20 protein-coding genes are annotated in these 23,095 nt (G+C 32.1%); 14 read left to right on the top strand and 6 right to left on the bottom strand.

What is annotated here, in order from left to right; translation table 11 throughout:
• Positions 1 to 16: 16 nt before the first annotated feature.
• The 4 genes from FUA22_RS18180 to FUA22_RS18165 all read left to right on the top strand — a co-directional run bounded on the left by FUA22_RS18180 (position 17) and on the right by FUA22_RS18165 (position 3,129).
• Complete coding sequence (locus FUA22_RS18180) at positions 17 to 508, top strand: YkgJ family cysteine cluster protein (RefSeq protein ID WP_147770031.1); 492 nt, start codon at positions 17 to 19, stop codon at positions 506 to 508.
• A 146-nt stretch (positions 509 to 654) separates the two neighbouring features.
• The gene (locus FUA22_RS18175) at positions 655 to 1,806 is read left to right on the top strand and encodes an acyltransferase family protein (protein WP_170309966.1); all 1,152 of its coding nucleotides are present in this window, start codon (positions 655 to 657) and stop codon (positions 1,804 to 1,806) included.
• Positions 1,807 to 1,839: 33 nt separating this feature from the next.
• Positions 1,840 to 2,679, top strand: a complete 840-nt coding sequence (locus FUA22_RS18170) for a sterol desaturase family protein (RefSeq protein ID WP_147770029.1) — start codon at positions 1,840 to 1,842, stop codon at positions 2,677 to 2,679.
• 3 nt (positions 2,680 to 2,682) lie between these two features.
• A complete protein-coding gene (locus FUA22_RS18165) occupies positions 2,683 to 3,129 on the top strand; it encodes a hypothetical protein (RefSeq protein WP_147770028.1) in 447 nt (148 codons plus the stop codon).
• A gap of 28 nt (positions 3,130 to 3,157) precedes the next feature.
• Here FUA22_RS18165 and FUA22_RS18160 read toward each other — a convergent pair whose 3' ends face one another.
• Positions 3,158 to 4,375 carry an exo-beta-N-acetylmuramidase NamZ family protein gene (locus FUA22_RS18160; protein ID WP_170309965.1) on the bottom strand — a complete coding sequence of 406 codons (1,218 nt, stop codon included), beginning with the start codon at positions 4,373 to 4,375 and terminating at the stop codon, positions 3,158 to 3,160.
• Between the two features lie 7 nt (positions 4,376 to 4,382).
• Between FUA22_RS18160 and FUA22_RS18155 the strand changes: the two genes are divergently transcribed.
• Positions 4,383 to 5,618: an ABC transporter permease gene (locus FUA22_RS18155; RefSeq protein WP_147770026.1), complete on the top strand. Its 1,236-nt coding sequence runs from the start codon at positions 4,383 to 4,385 to the stop codon at positions 5,616 to 5,618.
• Between the two features lie 270 nt (positions 5,619 to 5,888).
• Here FUA22_RS18155 and FUA22_RS18150 read toward each other — a convergent pair whose 3' ends face one another.
• Together FUA22_RS18150 and FUA22_RS18145 are read right to left on the bottom strand one after the other, a co-directional pair.
• Positions 5,889 to 6,359, bottom strand: a complete 471-nt coding sequence (locus tag FUA22_RS18150; protein WP_147770025.1) for a hypothetical protein — start codon at positions 6,357 to 6,359, stop codon at positions 5,889 to 5,891.
• Positions 6,360 to 6,501: 142 nt separating this feature from the next.
• Positions 6,502 to 6,897, bottom strand: coding sequence for a DUF2721 domain-containing protein (locus tag FUA22_RS18145; protein WP_147770024.1), 396 nt, complete (start codon positions 6,895 to 6,897; stop codon positions 6,502 to 6,504).
• Positions 6,898 to 7,136: 239 nt separating this feature from the next.
• Here FUA22_RS18145 and FUA22_RS18140 point away from each other — a divergent pair, with 239 nt between their 5' ends.
• Genes FUA22_RS18140 through FUA22_RS18125 form a run of 4 tightly spaced genes read left to right on the top strand, consistent with a single transcriptional unit; the run spans position 7,137 to position 12,318 of the window.
• Positions 7,137 to 9,086, top strand: coding sequence for a peptidylprolyl isomerase (locus FUA22_RS18140; protein ID WP_147770023.1), 1,950 nt, complete (start codon positions 7,137 to 7,139; stop codon positions 9,084 to 9,086).
• 2 nt (positions 9,087 to 9,088) lie between these two features.
• Positions 9,089 to 9,940: a peptidyl-prolyl cis-trans isomerase gene (locus FUA22_RS18135; protein WP_147770022.1), complete on the top strand. Its 852-nt coding sequence runs from the start codon at positions 9,089 to 9,091 to the stop codon at positions 9,938 to 9,940.
• Positions 9,924 to 11,360 carry a peptidylprolyl isomerase gene (locus tag FUA22_RS18130; RefSeq protein WP_317132121.1) on the top strand — a complete coding sequence of 479 codons (1,437 nt, stop codon included), beginning with the start codon at positions 9,924 to 9,926 and terminating at the stop codon, positions 11,358 to 11,360. The genes FUA22_RS18135 and FUA22_RS18130 overlap by 17 nt, the downstream gene beginning before the upstream one ends.
• 4 nt (positions 11,361 to 11,364) lie before the next feature.
• A complete protein-coding gene (locus FUA22_RS18125; RefSeq protein WP_147770020.1) occupies positions 11,365 to 12,318 on the top strand; it encodes an AAA family ATPase in 954 nt (317 codons plus the stop codon).
• Here the strand turns inward: FUA22_RS18125 and FUA22_RS18120 are convergent.
• Entirely contained in the window at positions 12,310 to 12,909 is a 600-nt protein-coding gene (locus tag FUA22_RS18120) for an SCO family protein (RefSeq protein ID WP_147770019.1), read from the bottom strand. The genes FUA22_RS18125 and FUA22_RS18120 overlap by 9 nt on opposite strands.
• Positions 12,899 to 14,044: a hypothetical protein gene (locus FUA22_RS18115; RefSeq protein ID WP_147770018.1), complete on the bottom strand. Its 1,146-nt coding sequence runs from the start codon at positions 14,042 to 14,044 to the stop codon at positions 12,899 to 12,901. The genes FUA22_RS18120 and FUA22_RS18115 overlap by 11 nt, the downstream gene beginning before the upstream one ends.
• A gap of 38 nt (positions 14,045 to 14,082) precedes the next feature.
• On the opposite strand from FUA22_RS18115, the gene FUA22_RS18110 reads away from it, so the two are divergent.
• The 4 genes from FUA22_RS18110 to FUA22_RS18095 all read left to right on the top strand — a co-directional run bounded on the left by FUA22_RS18110 (position 14,083) and on the right by FUA22_RS18095 (position 19,614).
• The gene (locus tag FUA22_RS18110; protein WP_147770017.1) at positions 14,083 to 15,207 is read left to right on the top strand and encodes an acyltransferase family protein; all 1,125 of its coding nucleotides are present in this window, start codon (positions 14,083 to 14,085) and stop codon (positions 15,205 to 15,207) included.
• Positions 15,208 to 15,210: 3 nt separating this feature from the next.
• Positions 15,211 to 16,353, top strand: a complete 1,143-nt coding sequence (locus FUA22_RS18105) for an acyltransferase family protein (protein WP_147770016.1) — start codon at positions 15,211 to 15,213, stop codon at positions 16,351 to 16,353.
• A 56-nt stretch (positions 16,354 to 16,409) separates the two neighbouring features.
• A complete protein-coding gene (locus FUA22_RS18100) occupies positions 16,410 to 16,601 on the top strand; it encodes a gliding motility protein GldL (RefSeq protein WP_147770015.1) in 192 nt (63 codons plus the stop codon).
• Positions 16,602 to 16,833: 232 nt separating this feature from the next.
• Positions 16,834 to 19,614, top strand: a complete 2,781-nt coding sequence (locus FUA22_RS18095; protein ID WP_147770014.1) for a bifunctional aconitate hydratase 2/2-methylisocitrate dehydratase — start codon at positions 16,834 to 16,836, stop codon at positions 19,612 to 19,614.
• 107 nt (positions 19,615 to 19,721) lie between these two features.
• On the opposite strand, the gene FUA22_RS18090 is transcribed toward FUA22_RS18095, so the two are convergent.
• The gene (locus FUA22_RS18090) at positions 19,722 to 20,483 is read right to left on the bottom strand and encodes a DUF6090 family protein (protein WP_147770013.1); all 762 of its coding nucleotides are present in this window, start codon (positions 20,481 to 20,483) and stop codon (positions 19,722 to 19,724) included.
• A 267-nt stretch (positions 20,484 to 20,750) separates the two neighbouring features.
• Between FUA22_RS18090 and FUA22_RS18085 the strand changes: the two genes are divergently transcribed.
• The gene (locus FUA22_RS18085) at positions 20,751 to 23,018 is read left to right on the top strand and encodes an aconitate hydratase (RefSeq protein ID WP_147770012.1); all 2,268 of its coding nucleotides are present in this window, start codon (positions 20,751 to 20,753) and stop codon (positions 23,016 to 23,018) included.
• Positions 23,019 to 23,095: the final 77 nt, after the last annotated feature.

Here is a 23,095-nt window from a genome sequence, read left to right as displayed (position 1 = left end):
AAATTACTTTTGCGCTATGCAAGACATTATTGATAATCTTCCAAAGCAGGCCAAAGATAAACATAACGAGAACAAAAAGTTCTTTCAAAATCTTAAAAAGAAAGCACCAAAAAATCTAGACTATATCATGCAAGAATTGAATGAGAATGAGTTTGAAAAAACCGATTGTTTGGAATGCGCCAATTGTTGTAAAACTACAGGGCCTTTATTTACTGATAAAGATGTTGCCCGTATTTCAAAATCTTTTAGAATAAAGCCTCAACAGTTTATTGAACAGTATTTGAGAGTAGATGAGGAAAACGATTATGTATTACAAAGTGTACCCTGTTCTTTTTTGGGTGCAGATAATTATTGCTCCATCTATGAAGTAAGACCAAAAGCGTGTAGAGAATTTCCGCATACCGACAGAAAAAAGTTTCAGCAAATATCTAACCTTACTCTAAAAAATGTGGCTATTTGTCCTGCGGCTTTTAATATTGTTGAGGAAATGAAAAAGCGAATAAAATAGGCTGTTTAGGCTAGTAAATATGAATTCACATCAATTTTGGCCATATTAAAAGAGTGGTATCCAAAAGTTCATATGTTATGTAACTAGTTAATAATTAAAGGTAATATGCAAACACAAACTGATATTTCCGTTCAATTATGACCACTATGCCATATTTAAATAACCTTACTGCTTTTAGAGGAATAGCTGCAATCTTAGTAGCTCTATTACATTTTCATTTTTTCTTAGGTCCGGTAATGCCTTATGGTAGAGCAAATGTTATAGACAATCTTTATTTAATGGTAGATCTGTTTTTTATTCTCAGTGGTTTTATAATGTGCTATGTCTATGAGGATAGTTTTATAATTGGGATAAAGAAAAAGAAATATAAAAATTTCATGGTGGCAAGATTAGCTAGAATTTATCCTTTACACATATTTACTTTATTAGCAGAAGTAGGCATTTTTCTCTTTTTAATTGTTGTTGGGAAGTTGGAGTTTTTACCGCTTCCAAGTCAAAATATGTATAACTTAAATGCCATCCCAACAAATTTGGTATTTATGCACACTATGGGTTTTCATGATTTTGTGTCTTGGAATTCTCCATCATGGAGTTTGGGTGCAGAATGGTGGGCTTACGTATTATTCCCATTTTTATTTGTTGTTTTTAAAAAGTTAAATTTTAAAAACTGGTTTATCGGTATGGGTATTGCCCTTGTAGGCTGGTTGTGTATTGAGTTTATTTTGGCAACTATGGAGCCTTTTATGCATTTTCCTTCAGATCCTAACAAGAGGTCTTTGGATGTAATTTGGCATTTTGGTACTATACGAGGTATAATAGGCTTTATTGCAGGTATGTCTATTTGGCAAATTTTTAGAGAATCTAGATTTAAGAAACTTTTTGGAAATGGTTGGGTTTTTTCTGTTTTAACTGTGTTGGCATTGTTATCAATGCATTTAAAATGGTATAACACTATTACGGTGATAATTTTTGCTTTTATGATTTTGTCTTCTGCATACGGAAGTAAGAATATTGATAGATTTTTTGCTGTCAAAATATTGAAAAAATTAGGAGACTGGTCGTTTTCAATATATCTATGGCATATGGTGCTTATAAATATAATTCTGGTGTCTTTTGTTTATCAAAAAGAGGAACCTGTAAAGGCATTCTTGCTTAGGCCTTTTCAGCATGAAAGCCCCGTAATGATTATTTTAATGCTGGTAGTATTTTTAGGTATTACAAGCTTTGTAGGTTGGTTGTCTTTTAAATACATTGAAACACCAACGCGGAAATGGATAAGAAGAAAGTTTGCTAAATAAAGTTCTTAAATTATATTTATAAAAAAGTATTAAATGGAACACCTTATAAGTTATTTTGAAAACATTCCGTCTCATCATCGAGCTATCTTAATTATTGGAGGCCTAACTATATTTTGGATTATTGAGGGAATTATTCCATTATTTAAATTCAAGTATAATAAATGGAGACATGCACTTCCAAATTTGTTTTTTAATCTAACCTTGATGTTGGTTAATTTTCCATTGGCATTTATGCTACTTAAAACTTCGGATTGGGTAAGGGATAATGATTTTGGAATCATAAATTGGTTACCAGAAATGTCTTTAGGGTTATATGCGTTTCTTGGTGTTTTTTTCTTAGACTTTTTCGGAGCATATCTTCCACATTTAATAGAACATAAAGTGAAACCACTTTGGATGGTTCATTTGGTACATCATACCGATCATAAAGTTGATACCACTACGGCTAACAGGCATCATCCTATTGAAAGTGTTATTAGGTTTTTCTTTACGCTATTAGGTGTTTTTGTGGTTGGAACTCCAATTGGTATCGTGTTTTTATATCAAACTGTCTCTGTGATAGCAACACAATTTAGTCATGCCAATATAAAATTGCCTAAACGCGTTGATAAGGCTATCAGCTATGTCTTGGTATCACCTGATATGCATAAAGTTCATCACCATTTTAGATTACCTTATACCGATTCTAATTACGGTAATATTTTTTCGGTTTGGGATAGACTTTTAGGAACCTATATGGAATTGAATCCGGATAAAATTGTTTATGGAGTAGATGTGTTTCCAGATGAAAAGAAGAACCAGCATATTGGTGAGTTATTAAAACAACCTTTTCAGAAATATGATAAGCCAACAGTAACTCCAGGTGAAGACTAAAATATGAAGAAGTTAATTTGGAAAGTTGTTTTGCCACTTACAATTATTTCATTCTTTTTGTTTAATAAATGGTGGTATGCTGAGGTCAATGATGCACCAAATACTATTTTACTTGGATTTCCATTAATTTTTTTAAGTGAAGGTTGGCATACTTCAATGTCACTACAAATATTTGTTTTAGAACTTTTTATTGATTTTAGTGTTTATTTTTTCTTTTGGTTCATAGTGATTTTTGGGATAAATCGATTCATAGTAAAAATTAAACCGTCAAAGATAGTCACTGTTGTTTTGGTGCTAATTAGTTTGGTGATTTTATTACTTGCTATATATTTAGGAACCTTTCCGGAGCATGTATATAAAATAAAAAGGGATTTTGAAATAGAAGTAAAAAACTCTGGGACAAGTTTCATGTATTCTAGTCCAAATAGACAAACTCTTGAAAAACAATAGTTACAAGTTTAAGTTTTACGGTTGGTCATTAATCATAAATCAAATACTTTTCTCTGATTTTCTTAAAAGCTTCTATACCTTCTTGCCATGTAGCTTTAATTTCCGCTTCACTTAAACCATTTACTATTTGCTGTTGAAGTTTGTCTGTTCCAGCATGTTTGGTAAAGTTAGCGGTATTAAAAAACTTAGATTTGTCAGTCGAATTTTGATATGCTTTAATCACCCATTTTAGAGTCATTTCTCCATAAAGATTTTCATTTTTTAAATCTTCACCATAACACAATTCATTTTGATGCTTCGGGTATTTAGAACCAAAATTGGCAATAGGTGTATATGTAAAACTCATGGTTTCCTTGTCTAAGAAAGGAGCACCATAACGTTGGAATTGAAACTCGGTACCTCTACCAGCATTAATGTTGGTGCCTTCAAACAAACCTAAACTTGGATATAATTCAATAGACTTATCATTGGGAAGGTTGGGCGAGGGGCGTATTGGTAAACTATAAGATGTATTGTGAGTGTAGTTTTTAACGGGAATTACTGTAATTACACATTGTAACACATCAACCAGCCAGTTTTCGCCATTAATCATTTTAGCGTATTCACCAATAGTCATTCCGTGAACTAATGGAATAGTGTGCATTCCTAAAAAACTTTGATTTTCAATTTTTAATGTTGGACCGTCAATATAGTGTCCGTTGGGGTTTGGTCTGTCAAAAATTATCATCGGAATATTGGCCTCTGCACAGGCCTCCATAACATTATGAAGCGTAGAAATGTAAGTGTAAAAACGAACGCCTACATCTTGAATATCAAAAACAACAATGTCCAAACCTTCTAAGTGTTCTGGTTTGGGTTTTCGGTTCTTTCCGTGTAGCGATACAATTGGTAAATTGGTTTTTTTGTCAAAGCCATCTTCTACGTGTTCACCAGCATCAGCTTTACCTCTAAAACCATGTTCTGGTGAAAATACTTTTTTAATAACTACACCTTCAGAAAGTAAAGAATCTACCAAATGAGTATAGCCTTTATCATTAAAAATAACCGATGTCTGATTAGCTACAATCCCCACGCTTTTTCCTTTTAACAAAGGTAAATAAGCTTCTGTTTGGTTAGCTCCAACAATAACTTCTTTTAATTCATGTTCAGGTTTAATAAAATCATTCTCTTTCTTCACCTTAGAAGCGCAAGAAATAAGTACTAAAACAAATAATAAAACTGTATTTTTGAAAACATTAAACCGCATTATAAAATTGAATTTCGAGTATTTTATAGCTAAACGCATAATTAGTAGTAAGTCGTATAAAAGTAGTATTTCGGCACCAATAATAAAAATTGGAATTGCGGCAATTGCCATAGGTTTAATTGTTATGATGATTGCTATTGCCACCGGTATTGGTTTACAACAAAAAATAAGAGATAAGGTAGTGGCTTTTAACGGTCATGTACTAATCACGAATTATGACAGCAATAACTCTGAAGAAAGTATAACACCAATTTCTACAGATCAAGAATTTTACCCAGATTTTAAAGCGGTTGAAGGGGTAGATCATATTCAAGCGGTAGCCTCAAAATTTGGAATAATTAGAACCGAAACCGATTTTGAAGGTGCTTATTTAAAAGGTGTTGGAGCCGATTATAACTGGAAATATTTTCAAGAATTTTTGATAGAAGGTAAACTTCCAAATTATACAAATAAACGAAACGAAGATGTTTTGGTATCTCAGTATTTAGCAAATAGGTTAGAGTTAAAACTTAACGAAACCTTTCAAATGGTATTCCCTAAAGAAGATCCTGAAAAGCTTCCAAATATTATTACTTATACTATTGTTGGTGTTTATAACTCTGGATTTCAAGATTTTGATGCTAATTACTTAGTAGGTGATATACGTCACATACAGCGAATAAATAAATGGAAAAAAGACCAAATTGGTAATTTTGAAGTTTTTATAAATGATTATGACGAATTAACTGAAAAGGGGATAGAAATTTATGAAAATACGCCATCAACCTTAAACACTCAAACCATTACCCATAAATACGGATCCATTTTTGAATGGATTAAAATTTTTGATACCAACATCTATGGTATTATGGGAATCATGATTTTGGTGGCGGGTATAAATATGATAACAGCCCTATTGGTTTTAATACTAGAACGTACCCAAATGATTGGTATTTTAAAAGCCTTGGGAAGCAGCAATTGGAGCATCCGTAAACTATTTCTTTACAATGCTTCTTACCTAATTATTTTAGGTTTGTTTTGGGGTAATATTTTGGGGTTAGGCTTGCTATTTGCTCAAAAGTACCTAAAGTTATTTCCGCTAGATCCAAACGTGTATTACGTTACTGAAGCTCCGGTTTTTATAAGCGCTAGTTATGTAATTGCTCTAAATTTTGGCACACTAATTTTATGTTTACTTATGTTATTAGTGCCATCTTATATAATAACAAAAATATCTCCCGTTAAAGCAATTAGGTTTGAATAATTAGGGCGTTACTTTTTTGCAAAAAGGCGTGCTTTCACAAGTCGCTTTTTGTTCGTGCCTCACAAAAGAGCTTCAACAATTGCTCAATCACTAACGCATTTTGATTGTGTTTTTGAGAATTTTGTTTTACGTTGTTATATAATTAAATCTCAGAAACGGTTTTATATCTATTAATTTTCGATTGGTTTAGCATTAAAGTCAAGCAGATCTAAATGGATTAGAACTCCGTTAAATCCGCTGTGATTGACGATGTAAATGTTGTAGCAAGTTTTAATCAGACAATGATATTATTTCAATTTTCCAACCCTTATCTATTTTGTGATTTTTATTAAAATTTGTTGATTTTAATCCTGCATATACCATTCCCGCTGCTGGTATAGTTAACAAAAAAGCCGTTGATTCACCGAAAACGCCAACTAAAATACTAAATCCAGCTAATACAACTCCGCCGTAAACAAGAACTCCAGTAGTGAAAATAGACGTAAATAGAGGATTGCGTTTTAATTCTTCAATATCAGCTAAATTTATTAATACATCATTAATAATAAAGGTTTTATCATTTTCTAGTTTTAAACGACCTTTAATTTTTCGCCCGTCAGAAGTTTTGAGTGTTATTCTTCTGTTTTCCTTGATAATTTTTTCTTTATTGGTATTTAAGTTGGTGATTTTTATAGCATTATTTTGTGCTATAGCTACATTAAAAAAAAAGGCACTAATAATGAATAAAAGTATATTTTTCATAAAAAATTGTTTTTGATAAAATGTGAAAATATGATTGCGACAATTGTACTACAATAGTCTTTTGAGGCTAATATGTGCTGAATTTTGTTTTCCCCTTGATGTTAAGCGAAGGTAGCTGAAATTATTTACAATAACAAAACCGCTAATTTCCTTCAATATCGCTAATATGAAGTTCTAATGCCTTTACAGAAATTTGTATTTCCTTAATTAAAAGGGCCAATGAAACTATCAATAAAATTAGGGCTACGCCAAACACCCAAATAGCTACAATTTGTTGTTCTATATAAATTAAAAACATGGTTAGCACGCATAAAAGCAAACTAGAAATACCTAAAATTTGCATAGAGCGTGTTAAGTAGAGCCGTTGTTTAATATTTTGTATTTGCGCCATTAGTACACCGTCTTTATTTTTCAGATACTTAGCATGTAAACTTCTTATGGTAGCTGCATAGGCCAAAAACCTATTGGTGTAGGCTAACATAATTAATGAAATAGCAGAAAATAGTAATGCAGGCGTAGTAAGTGTAAGTTCTTCCATGTAAATGTGCTTTATAACAAAACTACAAAGTTTAGGTTTAATGATTAAATTACAGATGATATGATAATTAGATTTTATAGAAAAGGATAGTTATAAGTGTAACAGAATTTCTGTGATTTAAACGCTAGATATAATTAGAAATGATGTAATATTTATAATATCTGAACGTTGTGTTAAACAACTTGTATTATAGGTTTATATTAGTATTTTTGTATCCGTTAGAATAAAATTTATACCCTGTGAAATTAAAATATTTTTTAACTCTTTTAGTCGCTTTTTTAATAGTAAATATTAATGCCCAGTCTGAGAATGACGACATACTTTTTGTAGTAGATAATGAACCTGTATATACTTCAGAATTTATAAGGGTTTATAATAAAAACCTTGATCTGGTTCAGGATGAATCTCAAAAAAATGTAGATGAATATTTAAAGCTTTTTACAAGCTATAAATTAAAATTAAGAGAGGCAAAAGAGCTTGGTTTTCATAATAAGCCATCTTATAAAAGAGAATTGGCTAACTATAAAAAGCAACTGGCTAAAAGTTTTATGAAAGATACTAAGGTAACTAATGCTTTAGTTGAAGAGGCCTATGAAAGAATTTCATATGACGTAAAAGCCAATCACATTTTAGTAAAAGTTGCCGAAAGTGCAAACTCGCAAGATACTTTGAAAGCCTATAACCAAATTGTTAGCCTAAGAGAAAGAGCTTTGAAGGAAGGATTTGACTCTGTTAGGAAGGAAGTGCACAATGGACAAACTCTTTTTGGAGAAGAATTGGGGTATTTTTCAGGGTTTAAAATGGTATATAAGTTTGAAACGGCTGCTTTCAATACTAACGTTGGTGATATTTCACAGCCTTTTAGAACACGTTTTGGTTATCATATAGTTGATGTACTGGATAAAAGAAAATCAAGAGGAGAACGTACGGTAGCTCATATTATGTTGGTAAACAAAAAAGGGGATACTATAAATAAACCTGAGGTTAAAATACAGGAGATTTATAAAAAGATTCAACAAGGTGAAGATTTTGCTGCCTTGGCAAAACAGTTTTCAGATGATAAGAGTTCAGCACCAAAGGGGGGTGCATTGGCTCCTTTTTCTAGCGGTCAGTTAAGTTCTCCTGAGTTTGAAAATGTTGCTTTTGGTTTAGAAAATAAAGATGATATATCTGTGCCATTTAAGTCTGCCTATGGTTGGCATATTGTTAAATTGATTAATAAGAAGTTAATCCCACCATTTGAAGCAATGAAGCCGGAGCTTGAAGTAAAAGTAAAACGTGATGATCGTTCAAAATTAATTGATGAAGCTCTTAATGAAACACTAATGAAACAATATAAAGTTAATAAGGCAATACCAGATTTGAATTATTTTGTTTCCATTATGAATGAAGATTATTTTAAGAGATCATGGAAACTGCCAAGTGATTTTAATAACGATAATCCTTTACTAAAAATTGGGAAGAAACAGTTTTATTATAGAGATTTTGGAGATTTTTTACTTAAAGGTCAAAAAGGAAGGTTAGTGAGAACAGATTTCAAATCGTTTGTAATAAATAAATATAATGCCTTTTTAAGTGAGAGTTTGGTTAAGTACAAAGAAGAGAATCTGGAATATGAAAATGAGGAATTTGCACATATTCTTGCAGAATATAGAGATGGCCTTTTACTGTTTGATCTTATGGAGAACACTATATGGAATGCCTCTAAAACTGATTCAGTTGATATACAAAATTATTATGATTCTCATAAGGAGAATTATGTTTTGCCAGAGCGTATAAATGCAGTAGTAGCTTCTTCAACAAAGCAGAAAACGCTTAAGAAAGTTTCTAAATTGTTAGAACAAGGAATGCCTATTGATGAAATAAAAAACCTTGTTAACAGTAACGATAAAATTGAAGTTATTTTTACGGCTGGGATAATGGAATCAAATGATAAGGCACTACCAAAATCAATTCCATTTAAAAACGGAATTTCAAAAATCTACAATCATAATGAATCTTTCGTATTAGTTCAAGTAAAGGAAGTATTGACAAAAACTCAGCAAACTTTTGAAGAATCCAAAGGTAAAGTTGTCAGTGATTACCAAAATTTTAAGGAAGAAAATTGGATAAATGGATTAAGAGAAAAGTATAATGTAGTTTTAGATCAACAAGCATTAAATAGAGTTAAATCTCAATTAAATAATTAAAAGTGCGCGTAAAATTTGTCATAATTTTTGTATTAGTATTAGTTTATTCTTGTGATTTTTTTAAAAAGAAAGATAAAACTGAGGCTGTAGCGAGAGTTAATGATTCGTATTTGTATTATGATGATATTGAAAACTTGGTTTTAAAAGACACAAGTGTAGAAGATAGTACGCTTATAGTTCAAAATTATATTAACCGTTGGGCTACTCAGCAATTATTAATAGATGGAGCCATTCTTAATTTAAGTGAATCTAAGCAAGATGCTTTTAATAAATTGGTGAATCAGTACAAAAACGATTTATATACTAAAGCTTATATTGAAGCTTTAGTGAAGCGGAATATTGATACATTAGTAAGTACTGAAGAAGTACAAGAATATTATGATAATAATAAAGAGGTGTTCAAGTTAAATGAAGACCTCATAAAATTCAGATACATACATGTTGATGAAAATATAATTGATTACAAAAATATTAGAGAAAAGTTTGAACGTTTTAATCAAGACGATAAAAAAGAGTTAGATTCTATATCGCTACAGTTTAACTCTTATTCGTTAAATGATTCTATTTGGATAAAATTAAATCAGGTAGTTGAAAAAATTCCTGTAGTGGGTTCAGAAAATAAAGATGAACTGTTAAAAAAATCTAATTTTGTGCAACTCAAAGATTCATTAGGAGTATATTTGATGCAAATTAATGATGTGTTGTTGAGAAACAATATTGCTCCGCTTGAATATGTTAAACCTACCATAGATCATATAGTTATTAATAAAAGGAAGCTAGAGCTAATTAGGCAATTGGAAAAAGATATTACAAAAGATGCTATTAAAAACAAACAATTTGAAATTTATAAATAACCAGATACTTTACAAGGTTTTTTTCATAGCCTTGATTTCTATAAATGCATTATCTGCTCAAGAAATCATTGAAGATAAGAAGGAGGAAAAACCTATTGAGAAAAAGGAAAAAGTTTTGGGCGACTTTAAACCTGTTAAAGTAGATGGTGTTGCATCTGTTATTGGGGATTTTATTGTTTTAGAATCTGATGTTCCTAAAAGAAGAGAAGAAATTAAAGCAGCAGGAGGGAATGTAGATGGTGTTTCAGATTGTGAATTAATGGGATCAATTCTAGAGGAAAAATTGTATGCGCATCATGCTATTCAAGACAGTATAATAGTATCAGATATAGAGGTTCGCGGACAGGTAGATTATCAAATTCAACAGTTTTTACAATATTTTCAGGGAGATATGGAAAAGCTTGTTGCTTATTATAAAAAAGATGATGAGGAAAGCTTAAGGGATGAAATGTTTGAAATTACTAAAAACAATGAACTTGCTAAAAGAATGCAGGGTAAAATTGTTGAAGAAGTTGAAATAACTCCAGAAGAAGTTCGTGAGTATTTTAATAAAATCCCAGTTGATAATCGTCCTGTTTTTGGGACAGAATTAAAGGTAGCTCAAATAGTTGCTGAACCTAAAGTTTCTGAGGAGGAAGAAAAGAGAATTATAGATAGGTTGTATGGATTCAGAGAAGATGTGATGGTAAAAGGGGCTAGTTTTAGGTCTAAAGTAGTGCTTTATGGCGAAGATCCAGGATTGAAACAATCAGGATATGTATACACACTTGACAGAAAAAAACCTAAAATGGTTAAAGAGTTTAGACAAGCTGCTTTTGCTCTTCAGGAAGGAGAGGTGTCAGAGCCGTTTAAAACAGATTTCGGTTATCATATTGTGTATTGCCAGAAAATTAGAGGACAGCAATATGTAGTTAGTCATATACTTTTAAAACCAAAAGTTTCAACACAGGCAATAAATGAGGCTAAAGAAAGGCTTGAAAAAGTTAGGCAACGCATTGTGGATGGTGATATTTCCTTTTCCGATGCAGCAAAGGAAGCTAGTGATGAAAAAGAGACTAAAAATGATGGAGGTCAGTTGATAAATCCAGAAACACAAGATTACAATTTTGAATTGACCAGAATGGAACCTTCGTTATATGCTCAAATTCAAAATTTAAAAGATAATGAAGTAAGTTTGGTGTTAACAGATCAAGATAATAGAGGAAATACTAAATTTAAAATTTTGACTGTTTCAGATAGAATTGATGAGCATAAGGCGGATTATGCTAGAGATTTTTTAAAAATTAAAGAGTTAGCTCTTAAGGAAAAACAGTTAAGAGCAATTGATAAATGGCAATCTGAAAAGATAATGGACACTTACATTAAAATCAGTGGATCCTATAGAGATTGTGATTATTCAGGTAACTGGTTAAAAAAATAGAATTATGTCCGACGTTGCTGCCGTAGAACAGTTTGTAAAAAAATATCGAGAATTAAAACAAGAGATAGCTAAAGTTATTGTTGGACAAGATGAGGTTGTAAATCAGATTTTAATTTCAATTTTTTCAGGTGGCCATTCATTACTTATAGGAGTGCCTGGTTTGGCCAAAACTTTAATGGTTAATACTATAGCTCAAGCCTTAGGTTTAGATTTTAAACGCATTCAATTCACTCCAGATTTAATGCCTAGTGATATTTTAGGAAGCGAAATATTGGATGAAGATCGCCATTTTAAATTTGTTAAAGGCCCCATTTTTGCTAACATTATACTAGCGGATGAGATAAATAGAACACCTCCTAAAACACAAGCAGCACTTCTAGAGGCCATGCAGGAACGCGCTGTTACAGTAGCAGGTCATCATTATAAATTAAGTTTACCTTATTTTGTTTTGGCTACACAAAATCCTATAGAGCAAGAGGGTACGTACCCTTTACCTGAGGCTCAATTGGACCGTTTTATGTTTGCTATTAATTTAGATTACCCTTCCTTTGAGGAGGAGGTACAAGTGGTAAAGGCAACTACTAATGATGAAAACTTAACAGTAAATGCACTTTTTACGGCTGAAGAAATTTTAAACTTTCAACATGTTATTCGTCGTATTCCAGTGGCTGATAATGTTATTGAATATGCCGTTACAATGGTTGGAAAAACAAGACCAGATAGTGATGCTGTATCAGAATTAATAAAACAATATGTTGATTGGGGAGCAGGACCTAGAGCGTCACAAAACCTTATACTAGCCGCCAAAACACATGCGGCCATTAAAGGTAAGTTTTCACCTGATATTGAAGATGTTCAAGCAGTGGCTAATAGCATTCTTCGTCATAGAATTATTAAGAATTATAAAGCTGAGGCTGAAGGAATAACTGAGGCTCAAATTATTAAAAGTTTATTTTAATAGTTTTTTTAGATCTTTTTTTAGCTTGTTTACTGAAGCAGGTTCAAGTAAATTGTAAAAACCTCTTATGTGTTTTTGCCTATCTACTAAAGCTACGTAAGAGGAGTGATAAAAATCTATACTATCTTCTTTTTGAGAAAAGCTTGTTCTAAATAGTTTAGCAGTATGGTTTAGTTCTTCATTGCTTCCTGTTAAGAAAAACCATTTATTATAATTTACATTAGTAGTATTCGCATACAACTTAAGAACTTCTGGAGTATCATATTTTGAATCGATACTAAAAGAAGTGATTTTAAAATCAGAAGCTTTTTCATACTCATTTGCTATATCTTTTAAAACGGTTTTCATTCTAGGACAAATACTAGGGCAACGTGTGAAGAAGAAATTGGCTATATATATCTTGTTATTAACATTTTTTTCACTGAATATCTGGTTGTTTTGGTCAATGAAGTTTAGATTCTCTATTTTATACATTACCTCGTTTCCCTTATCGTCAATATATTTACTTAGTACGGGAAGCTGTTTCACAGAAATTGAACAGGATTCTAACAAAGAAATGACTAAAATTACTATAAGTTTCCTAGTTTGCATTGCGGTATGCCTTAATTTTTATATCCAATTCTTTATCATAGAAAAATAAAAACATACTTGCCATCATATCTTGCGGTTTGTTCGTAGTATTATTGGTTGTTAGTATGAGTTCATATTCATGTGAAGGGAACATTTTTAGTCCTTTACTACTGGAGAATTCAGGGGTTTTGGTTAAGCCAATTTTGCCACTGTGATTTTTAACTTCACAATTGTATATAATTTGATTGCTGGTTATGTCCTTTAAAATGAATTGGTTTGCAAATGGATGTAAATGAGGAGTTATTTGGTGCAATCTCATAGTGTCTTTAATAGCAAGCTGCTGCGTAACATTTGAAGAATAAGTGGTTTCCCCTTTAAAAAGTGTCCAATGCCCTGACATAGCTTGACCATTTTCATTAATATAGGTGTGGTTTTTTGTTTCGACGGGTATGCAAGAATTATCAAAAGACTCATTTATAACACCGGGGTTATCAATGTCAAATGGCAACATCATAAAGATAGTTTTTGGCATTAATGGTTTATTAGTTTCATTGTTATTATAGTTGATTGAAATATCATGTTTTATTTGAAAAATACTATCCTTGACATTGTGATTTAAGGACTGAGTCGTCATAAAAAAAGTTTCATTTCCAAAGAAGGGTATTCCGAAACCATTAGGGAAATTAACAGATTCAATTCCATGAGATATAGATATTAATCTAGGATACTGTGTATTAATTCTATTTAGTAAATTCCAACGTCCGTGATGTTCTTGTTCGATGTAATCTATATTCATATGGCAAATAAAATCATTAGAAAGAGGAAGACCACTTTTAGTGTGTTTTGCCTTGACCTTAAATCCTGTCATATAAAACAAAGAGTTGTTTGTTTTGTCTAAATTGAAGTAATTCATGGCCTTAGGTCCTTCCATTGATTTGTATATACCATCAATTAGTAGAGAAGGGGACTCAAATTTTAATTGTTCATTAGAAAGTGTTTTTTCCCATTTGGAATCTATAATATTCAAAAAGTGTAAAGCTCGAGTTTTTACAATAGCTTTATGTCTGTTAGATAAATTAAAATAGTATATTAGGCCAATTGAAGAAATAAATATCAAAAAGATTAGTGATATTTTATACCATTTATTAAAAACCATTTTTGTTTGATTGATTTTCAAAATTACTAATATTTTTAATGCAAAATAAAAGTGTTTCTAGGATATTTGGATTAGATTGCGTTAGAGCTCTAGCCATAACTTTAGTAATACTTTCTCATTGTTCATTTTTATTGTTTCCGGGCGAGACTTCTTTGTTTTTAGATTCTGTTAGATTAATGGGAGCTATTGGGGTTGATTTATTTTTTGTTTTAAGTGGGTATTTAATTGGGGGCATTTTATTAAAGCAGTTAATAGATAAAAAAACTTCTTGGTCGTTTTTCTTAAATTTTTGGAAGCGTCGATGGTTTAGGACATTGCCAAATTATTTTTTAGTTTTAATTTTGAATATTTTATTGTTTTTAATAATAGGGCACTCTTTACCTAAGGATATATTTCTGTATTATCTGTTTTTTCAAAATTTTGCATGGAAACACCCAAACTTTTTTACTGAGGCATGGAGTTTATCTGTTGAGGAGTATGCTTATTTACTTTTGCCTATTATTTTTTATATAGGAATGATTATTAATAAAAAATGGAAGGCGACTAAATTCTTTTTATGGGTTACAATTTCAACAATTGTAGCACTTGCTTTAATAAAATTAGAATATTTTTTTAATAATGAAGTTTCTTCATATAAAGACTGGAGCACTTCATTTAGAAAGGTAGTTATTTATAGATTAGATAGCATTTATTATGGTTTTCTTGCCGCTTACTGTGTAAAGTTATATCCAGAATTTATCAGTAGAAATAAAAAAGGTTTTCTTGTTTTTGGATTATGTTTATTTGCGGTTCTACATATTTTTATATACATGTTTAATCTACTGCCCCAAAATAATATGTTTTTCTATACTTTCTTCTATTTACAATTGATATGTATTTCATTGATTGCTCTTTTTCCAAATTTCATAGAATTGAAATCTCAGACACCATTTAAAAGTATTGTATTATTTGTAAGCACTCGGTCATATGCTATGTATTTAGTTAATTATTCCTTGATTTTACTAAGTCTTCAGCGTGTTTTCGATTTGGAAGAAACATCTGTGTTATCTAAGGTAGGATTATTGTTTTTCTTTCTAGGGATATGTATAATAATTTCTAATTTAATTTATGTGTATTTTGAAAAACCAATATTAAAATATAGAGATACGAAATTTCCAAGGTAGTTAATGAAGCAGAAAGATAGAATATATGGTTTGGATTTAATGCGGGCTATTGCAATTTCTATGGTTGTTTTATCTCATGCGCTCTACATTTTTCATGAATATAATAATTCCATAACCCAAGCTATGCAGGTTATTGGTGTGCAGGGGGTTGAAGTGTTTTTTGTGTTGAGCGGATTTTTAATTGGAGGAATACTTTTAAGGTTACTCAAGGATAGAGATTTTACTATGAAAGTTATGTTGCATTTTTGGTTAAGGAGGTGGTTTAGAACATTGCCTTTGTATTATTTAATGCTTTTGATTAATATCATAGTTGGCTTAATTATTGGATATAATTTACCTCAAGAAATTTGGAAGTATTTTTTCTTTTTGCAAAATTTTCATGAATACCATATTCCTTTTTTTCCAGAATCTTGGAGTTTGTCTGTTGAAGAATATGCCTATCTGTTAGCTCCACTATGCATTTATTTTTGGTTTATTTTTTTTAATGGAAAAGCTAAGCGAAGGGATGACTTTTTTTTGTACGCATCTTTATTTTTAGTTTCTGTTTTTTTTGCTTCAAAAATTGGCTACTATATCTTGACTATTGGAGAGCCCAAGTCATTAGACTTATGGAATTCAAACTTAAAAGCTATAGTTGTTTATAGGTTGGATGCCATTTTTTATGGTTTTCTTTTAGTATATGTTTTCAAGCGCTTTAATGCCAAAATTATAAAGTTAAAGAATAAGCTTTTTATACTTGGTATGGCTTTTTGGCTTATTGTTTTAATTGTTTTGCCTGTTTTTGGGGTTACCATCGAGAAATTTCCTTTTTATTGGAATGTTCTTTACCTGCCTTTTAATTCAATTGCAATATGTTTGATGTTACCATATTTATATTTCCTAAAAAAGCCACATAAAAGATGGTCAAAAGTTATTGAAAGCATTAGTTTGTATTCATATGCCATATATTTGGTACACTATACATTTTTTCTTTACTTGATTAGATTGTACTTCGATTTCGAAAGTTTTAGCTTATTTGAATGTCTTGTCTGTGCTGTTTTTTACTTGGTAATAACATATTTATTATCCAAATACATGTATTTGTATTTTGAGAGACCTATTACAGATTTAAGAGACTCAAAGTTTGTTAAGAGTAAATTTGTTTAAGCTTTAAAGAATGGATACATATTCTTATCATGAGGAAGCAACTAAATATTAAATAAATGAAACTTAAAGAGTTTATTATTCCGATAATAGTTTTCTTAGTTGGGTTAATATTAACTTATTTAGGTGCTTTATTAAAGATTATTCATTTTTTAACAAGTAATATTTTGCTTGCAATAGCAACCTTTATTAAGGTTGTTGCTGTCATTTTGGTAATGATTAAGTTGATTATCATCTATAAAAACAAGTAAGTTTGATAAATTGTCAATTTAGTTTAAGATTACTGTTAAAATAACAATCATTTTATTTTAAAATAACACTATAATAAATTCATATTATTAGCTATTGTATTAGCCAGTTTATTTTTAAAACTTTGCATTAAATTCGTATTTTGCGGAGCTTTTTTAAGCAAAAATTTAATTTCACATGTTGGCATTTGATATTTTTTAAACAAAAGCCTTTACTTTAAATACAGAAAGTTTTATGAACACTTACAACGATTACATCAAGGAGATCGAGGAGCGAAAAGGTCAAGGACTTCATCCTAAACCAATCGACGGTGCGGAATTACTAAGCGAAATTATTTCGCAAATTAAAGATTCAAGTAATCCACACAGAGAAGATTCTCTTAAATTCTTTATTTATAATACATTGCCAGGAACCACCAGTGCTGCAGGAGTAAAGGCTAAATTTTTAAAGGAAATTATTCTTGGTGAATCGGTTGTTGAAGAAATTATACCTGCTTTTGCATTTGAGCAATTATCTCACATGAAAGGTGGGCCTTCAATAGAAGTTTTATTAGACTTAGCTTTAGGAAGTGATGTTGCTATTGCAGAAGAAGCTACAAAAGTTTTAAAAACGCAAGTGTTTTTATACGAAGCTGATGCAGAGCGTTTAGAAAATGCTTATAAGGCAGGAAATGCTATTGCTAAAGAATTGTTAGAAAGTTATGCTCAAGCAGAATTCTTCACAAAACTTCCAGAAGTAGAAGAAAAAATTGAAGTAGTTACTTTTATTGCTGGAACAGGTGATATTTCAACAGATTTATTATCTCCAGGAGCCGATGCCCATTCTAGATCAGACCGTGAGTTACATGGTCAATGTCTTTTTGAGCATAATAAAGAGATGCAACAAGAGCTTTTAGCACTTAAAGCACAACACCCAGATAAACGTGTAATGCTTATTGCTGAAAAAGGAACCATGGGAGTGGGGTCTTCAAGAATGTCTGGGGTAAATAATGTGGCATTATGGACAGGAGTATCTTCAAGTCCTTATGTGCCATTTATAAATATAGCTCCAGTAATTGCTGGTACTAATGGTATTGCTCCAATTTTCTTAACTACTGTTGGTGTAACTGGCGGTATTGGTATCGATTTAAAAAACTGGGTACAGCAAAAAGATGAAAATGGTAATACTATTGTAGATGCTGATGGTGAACCAGTTTTAAAGCAAACATATTCAGTAGAAACAGGTACCGTGTTAACAATTAACACAAAGACTAAAAAATTATATAGCGGAGATATAGAGTTAAAAGATATCTCAACTGCATTAACACCTCCGAAAATGGAGTTTATTAAAGCAGGAGGATCTTATGCTGTTGTATTCGGTAAAAAACTACAAACCTTATCTTGTAAAATATTAGGTATTGATATCCCTCAAGTATATGCGCCTTCTAAAGAGGTTTCTATTGAAGGTCAAGGTTTAACAGCTGTAGAGAAAATATTCAACAAAAATGCTGTAGGAACAACTCCAGGTAAAACATTACATGCTGGTTCTAATGTGCGTGTTGAGGTAAATATTGTAGGATCTCAAGATACTACAGGGTTAATGACATCTCAAGAATTGGAGATGATGGCAGCAACTATAGTTTCCCCTATTGTTGATGCAGGTTATCAATCAGGATGTCATACGGCTTCTGTTTGGGATGATAAGTCTAAAGCTAATATTCCTAGATTAATGCAGTTTATGAACGATTTCGGTTTAATTACTGCCCGTGACCCTAAAGGGCAATATCACGCCATGACTGATGTAATTCACAAAGTATTAAATGATATTACTGTTGATGATTGGGATATTATCATTGGTGGTGATTCTCATACACGTATGTCAAAAGGTGTTGCTTTTGGAGCAGATTCAGGAACCGTTGCCTTAGCATTAGCTACCGGTGAAGCCACAATGCCTATTCCAGAATCAGTAAAAGTTACCTTTAAAGGAGATATGAAGAGTTTTATGGACTTCCGTGATGTAGTTCATGCAACACAACAACAAATGTTAAAGCAGTTTGGTGGTGAGAATGTATTCCAAGGAAGAATCATTGAGGTTCACATAGGAACACTTACAGCTGATCAAGCCTTTACATTTACAGATTGGACTGCAGAAATGAAAGCAAAAGCCTCTATCTGTATTTCAGAAGAAGAAACTCTAGTTGAATCTTTAGAAATTGCTAGAGATCGTATCCAAATCATGATTGATAAAGGAATGGATAACGAAAAGCAAATGCTTCAAGGTTTAGTTGATAAAGCTAATAACAGAATTCAAGAATTAAATTCAGGTTCTAAACCAGCTTTAAAACCAGATGCTGATGCTAAATATTATGCTGAGGTTGTTATTGATTTAGATGAAATTGCTGAACCAATGATTGCTGATCCAGATGTAAATAATGATGACGTATCAAAGCGTTATACGCACGATACTATACGTCCGTTATCATACTATGGAGGAACTAAACAAGTAGATTTAGGGTTTATAGGATCATGTATGATTCATAAAGGAGACATGCAGATTTTGGCTCAAATGTTAAAGAACATTGAAGCACAATATGGTAAAGTTGAGTTTAAAGCACCATTAGTAGTTGCGCCTCCAACTTATAATATTGTTGACGAGCTTAAAGCTGAAGGAGATTGGGAAATATTACAAAAATACTCAGGTTTTGAGTTTAATGATAATGCACCTAAGGGATTAGCGCGTACTAAGTATGAAAACATGTTATACTTAGAGCGTCCTGGTTGTAACTTATGTATGGGTAACCAAGAAAAAGCAGAACCAGGAGATACAGTAATGGCAACATCTACACGTTTATTTCAAGGTCGTGTTGTAAAAGACACCGATGGTAAAAAAGGAGAATCTTTATTGTCATCAACACCAGTGGTGGTATTATCAACTATTTTAGGTAGAACACCTACTATGGAGGAATACGAAGCAGCAGTTGATGGTATTGTATTAACTAAGTTTAAACCATCTCAAAAGCAATTGGTTTTAGCATAAGTTCAATTAACTATAAATCAAAAGCCTGAGTTTAACGCTCAGGCTTTTTTATTTAAAATAAACTTTGGTGTTCCCCTCTTAGGTCGTAAGGTCCGGGTGCCTTTCCGTTAATTTAATTTTTCCAATTCCTCTTCAATTTTTTTCAGTAAACTGATAACAGCTTTTTTCACTGTTTTATTTTCAACTTCAAAATACCAAAAGTGTCTGTTTTTTAAACTTTTTAAAAAGAAATGATACGCTTGATCATGCTTTAGTGCTTCATAATTCAATGGGGTCATTTCGAGTATTAAACTATCTGTGGAATAATTAGCTCGTTCCGCCCAATCATTTTCCTTAAACCAACTCTCATAATTGCCATTCCACATCTGGTCAAATCTTGAACTTAGAATAGTAGCCCCTTCATTATCTATTATATCTCTATATCTATCGTTTCTTTCTTTTTGACCTATAATAATAATATCATAAAGATTTGTAATATGTTGCCTTAAACCCTTATTAGTAATAAGGTCCAAGCCCTCAGATTTTAAGGATTCATAAACACTTCTATTAACATTACTTGTCCACGTGCTCATAGTCATCCCAAAATGATACTTAAGTGAATCTGAATATGGTAAGTCTGACTCTAAATGAGCTAGTATTAATTTCATGGAAGACTTAGTCTGTTCTTCACGCTTTATAGAGATATTTAAACCGAATAAGTCATTCTTGAGACTACTTTTAAAGTCATTCAGTATTTCAATTTCCTTGGCTTTTAATTTATTTCGTTCGTTCAGATTATTTAATTGTAAAGCAATTAAAATCCCTATAACCACAAGCACAATTTCTCCAAGTGCATACTTTAAATACTTTCCAGTTTTATTTTTCTCCATAAGGTCGTACCGTATTTTTCTAAAGAATTTGAACATTAGTTTTGGTTGGTAATGATTAAGCACATATGACTCTCTGATAAAAACATGAAATGTTGGTTGTCAAGTGTTAGACTAATAACGTCATTTTTTCTGACAAAGTCAAGCAATTAGTTTATGGCTCAAAAAGTATGAACCGTTCCTTAGTAAAACTACCAATTTTCTGTTTTCCAATAGCATACTTATTTTGTATCTTAGAAAGCATTTAAGCAAAAAAATAATATAGAATTTATGGTATTTGACATTGATATGATAAAAGGGGTTTATGCACGAATGAAAGAACGTGTAGATGCTGCCCGAGAAATTGTTGGAAAACCACTAACACTTTCCGAAAAAATATTGTACAATCACCTTTGGGAGGGTACACCATCCAAAGCATTCCAAAGAGGAAAGGATTATGTAGATTTTGCACCAGATAGAATTGTATGTCAAGATGCTACAGCTCAAATGGCATTATTGCAATTTATGCAGGCCGGAAAAAGTAAAGTTGCTGTACCTACAACCGTACACTGTGATCACTTAATTCAAGCCAAAGAAGGTGCCGCGGTAGACTTAAAACATGCAAACAGTGTAAGTAGTGAGGTGTTTAATTTCTTAGAGTCTGTATCTAATAAATATGGCATAGGTTTCTGGAAACCTGGCGCAGGAATTATTCATCAAGTAGTTTTAGAAAATTATGCATTCCCAGGAGGTATGATGATAGGTACAGATTCGCATACGGTGAATGCAGGTGGATTGGGAATGGTAGCCATTGGTGTTGGTGGAGCCGATGCTGTAGATGTTATGGCGGGTATGGCTTGGGAATTGAAGTTTCCAAAACTAATAGGGGTGAAGTTAACCGGGAAACTATCTGGTTGGACAGCACCAAAAGATGTGATTTTAAAAGTTGCTGAAATTCTAACCGTAAAAGGAGGAACGGGTGCCATAGTTGAATATTTTGGACCTGGAGCTATTGCCATGTCATGTACCGGTAAAGGAACCATTTGTAATATGGGTGCTGAAATTGGTGCAACAACATCAACCTTTGGATATGATGACTCTATGGACCGTTATTTACGTGCCACAGACAGGGAAGGTGTTGCTGATGCTGCTAATGAAGTAAAAGATTATTTAACAGCAGATGCTGAGGTCTACGAAAACCCAGAGCAATATTTTGATCAAGTTATTGAAATCAATTTATCAGAATTAGGCCCATTATTAAACGGCCCTTTTACACCAGATTTATCCACCGAGGTTGGTTCAGATATGACTAAAAAGGCAACCGAAAACGAATGGCCTTTAAAAGTAGAGTGGGGATTAATTGGGTCCTGTACCAATTCCTCCTATGAAGATTTGTCTCGTGCCTCTTCAATAGCGCAACAAGCATTAGATAAAGGACTAAAAACTAAAGCAGAATTTGGTATCAATCCAGGTTCTGAACAAGTACGTTATACTGCAGAACGTGATGGTATTTTAGAAGTGTTTGAAAAACTAGATGCTAAAATATTCACTAACGCATGCGGACCATGTATTGGACAATGGGCTCGTTATTCAGACCCAAAGAATGCACCTAAAAATAGCATTGTACATTCATTTAATAGAAACTTTGCAAAACGTGCCGATGGAAATCCAAATACGCACGCCTTTGTAGCATCTCCTGAAATTACGGCAGCTATTGCTATTGCCGGTCGTTTAGATTTTAATCCATTAAAAGATAAATTAATTAATGAAGATGGTGAAGAAGTGATGTTAGATGAACCAACAGGATGGGAATTACCACCAAAAGGGTTTGACGTAAAAGACAATGGTTATTTAGCACCAGAGGCAGACGGAAGTCATATAAATGTTGTGGTGAACGACAGCTCAGAGCGTTTACAATTACTAACACCATTTGTACCTCTAGGAGATTCTATTATTGGAGCAAAATTATTAATTAAAGCCTTTGGTAAATGTACCACAGACCATATATCTATGGCTGGCCCTTGGTTACGTTTTAGAGGGCATTTAGATAATATTGCCAACAATACCTTAATTGGAGCTGTTAATGCCTTTAACAAGCAAACAAACTTTGTTAAAAACCAATTAACAGGAGATTATGCCGGTGTGCCTGATGTACAGCGCGCTTACAAAGCAGCGGGTATAAATACTGTGGTTGTGGGAGATCATAACTACGGCGAAGGTTCTTCAAGAGAACACGCCGCAATGCAACCACGTCATTTGGGAGTAGCTGCGGTAATTGTAAAATCGTTTGCACGTATTCATGAAACAAACCTTAAAAAACAAGGGATGTTAGGCTTAACTTTCGACAATGAAGCCGATTACGATTTAATCCAAGAAGATGATACCTTCAACTTTATAGATTTAAATGAATTTGCTCCCGGCAAACAGTTAACGGTTGAGGTAGCGCATGCAGATGGTAGTACAGACACCATTAAATTAAACCACACGTATAATGATTCTCAAATAGAGTGGTTTAAAGAAGGTTCTGCATTAAACTTAATTAAAAAGGAAAATGCTTAAAATTTTTATTCAGGCGTAGATAGGAATCCATAAAAAAATCCAACGTTTAAACGTTGGATTTTTTTATACGGTATTGT

Origin of the sequence: Seonamhaeicola maritimus (genome assembly GCF_008056315.1) — a bacterium.
Classification (GTDB): Bacteria; Bacteroidota; Bacteroidia; order Flavobacteriales; family Flavobacteriaceae; genus Seonamhaeicola; species Seonamhaeicola maritimus.
Note: the sequence above shows the minus strand (reverse complement) of the source record. Positions and strands in the feature narration are given on the sequence as shown.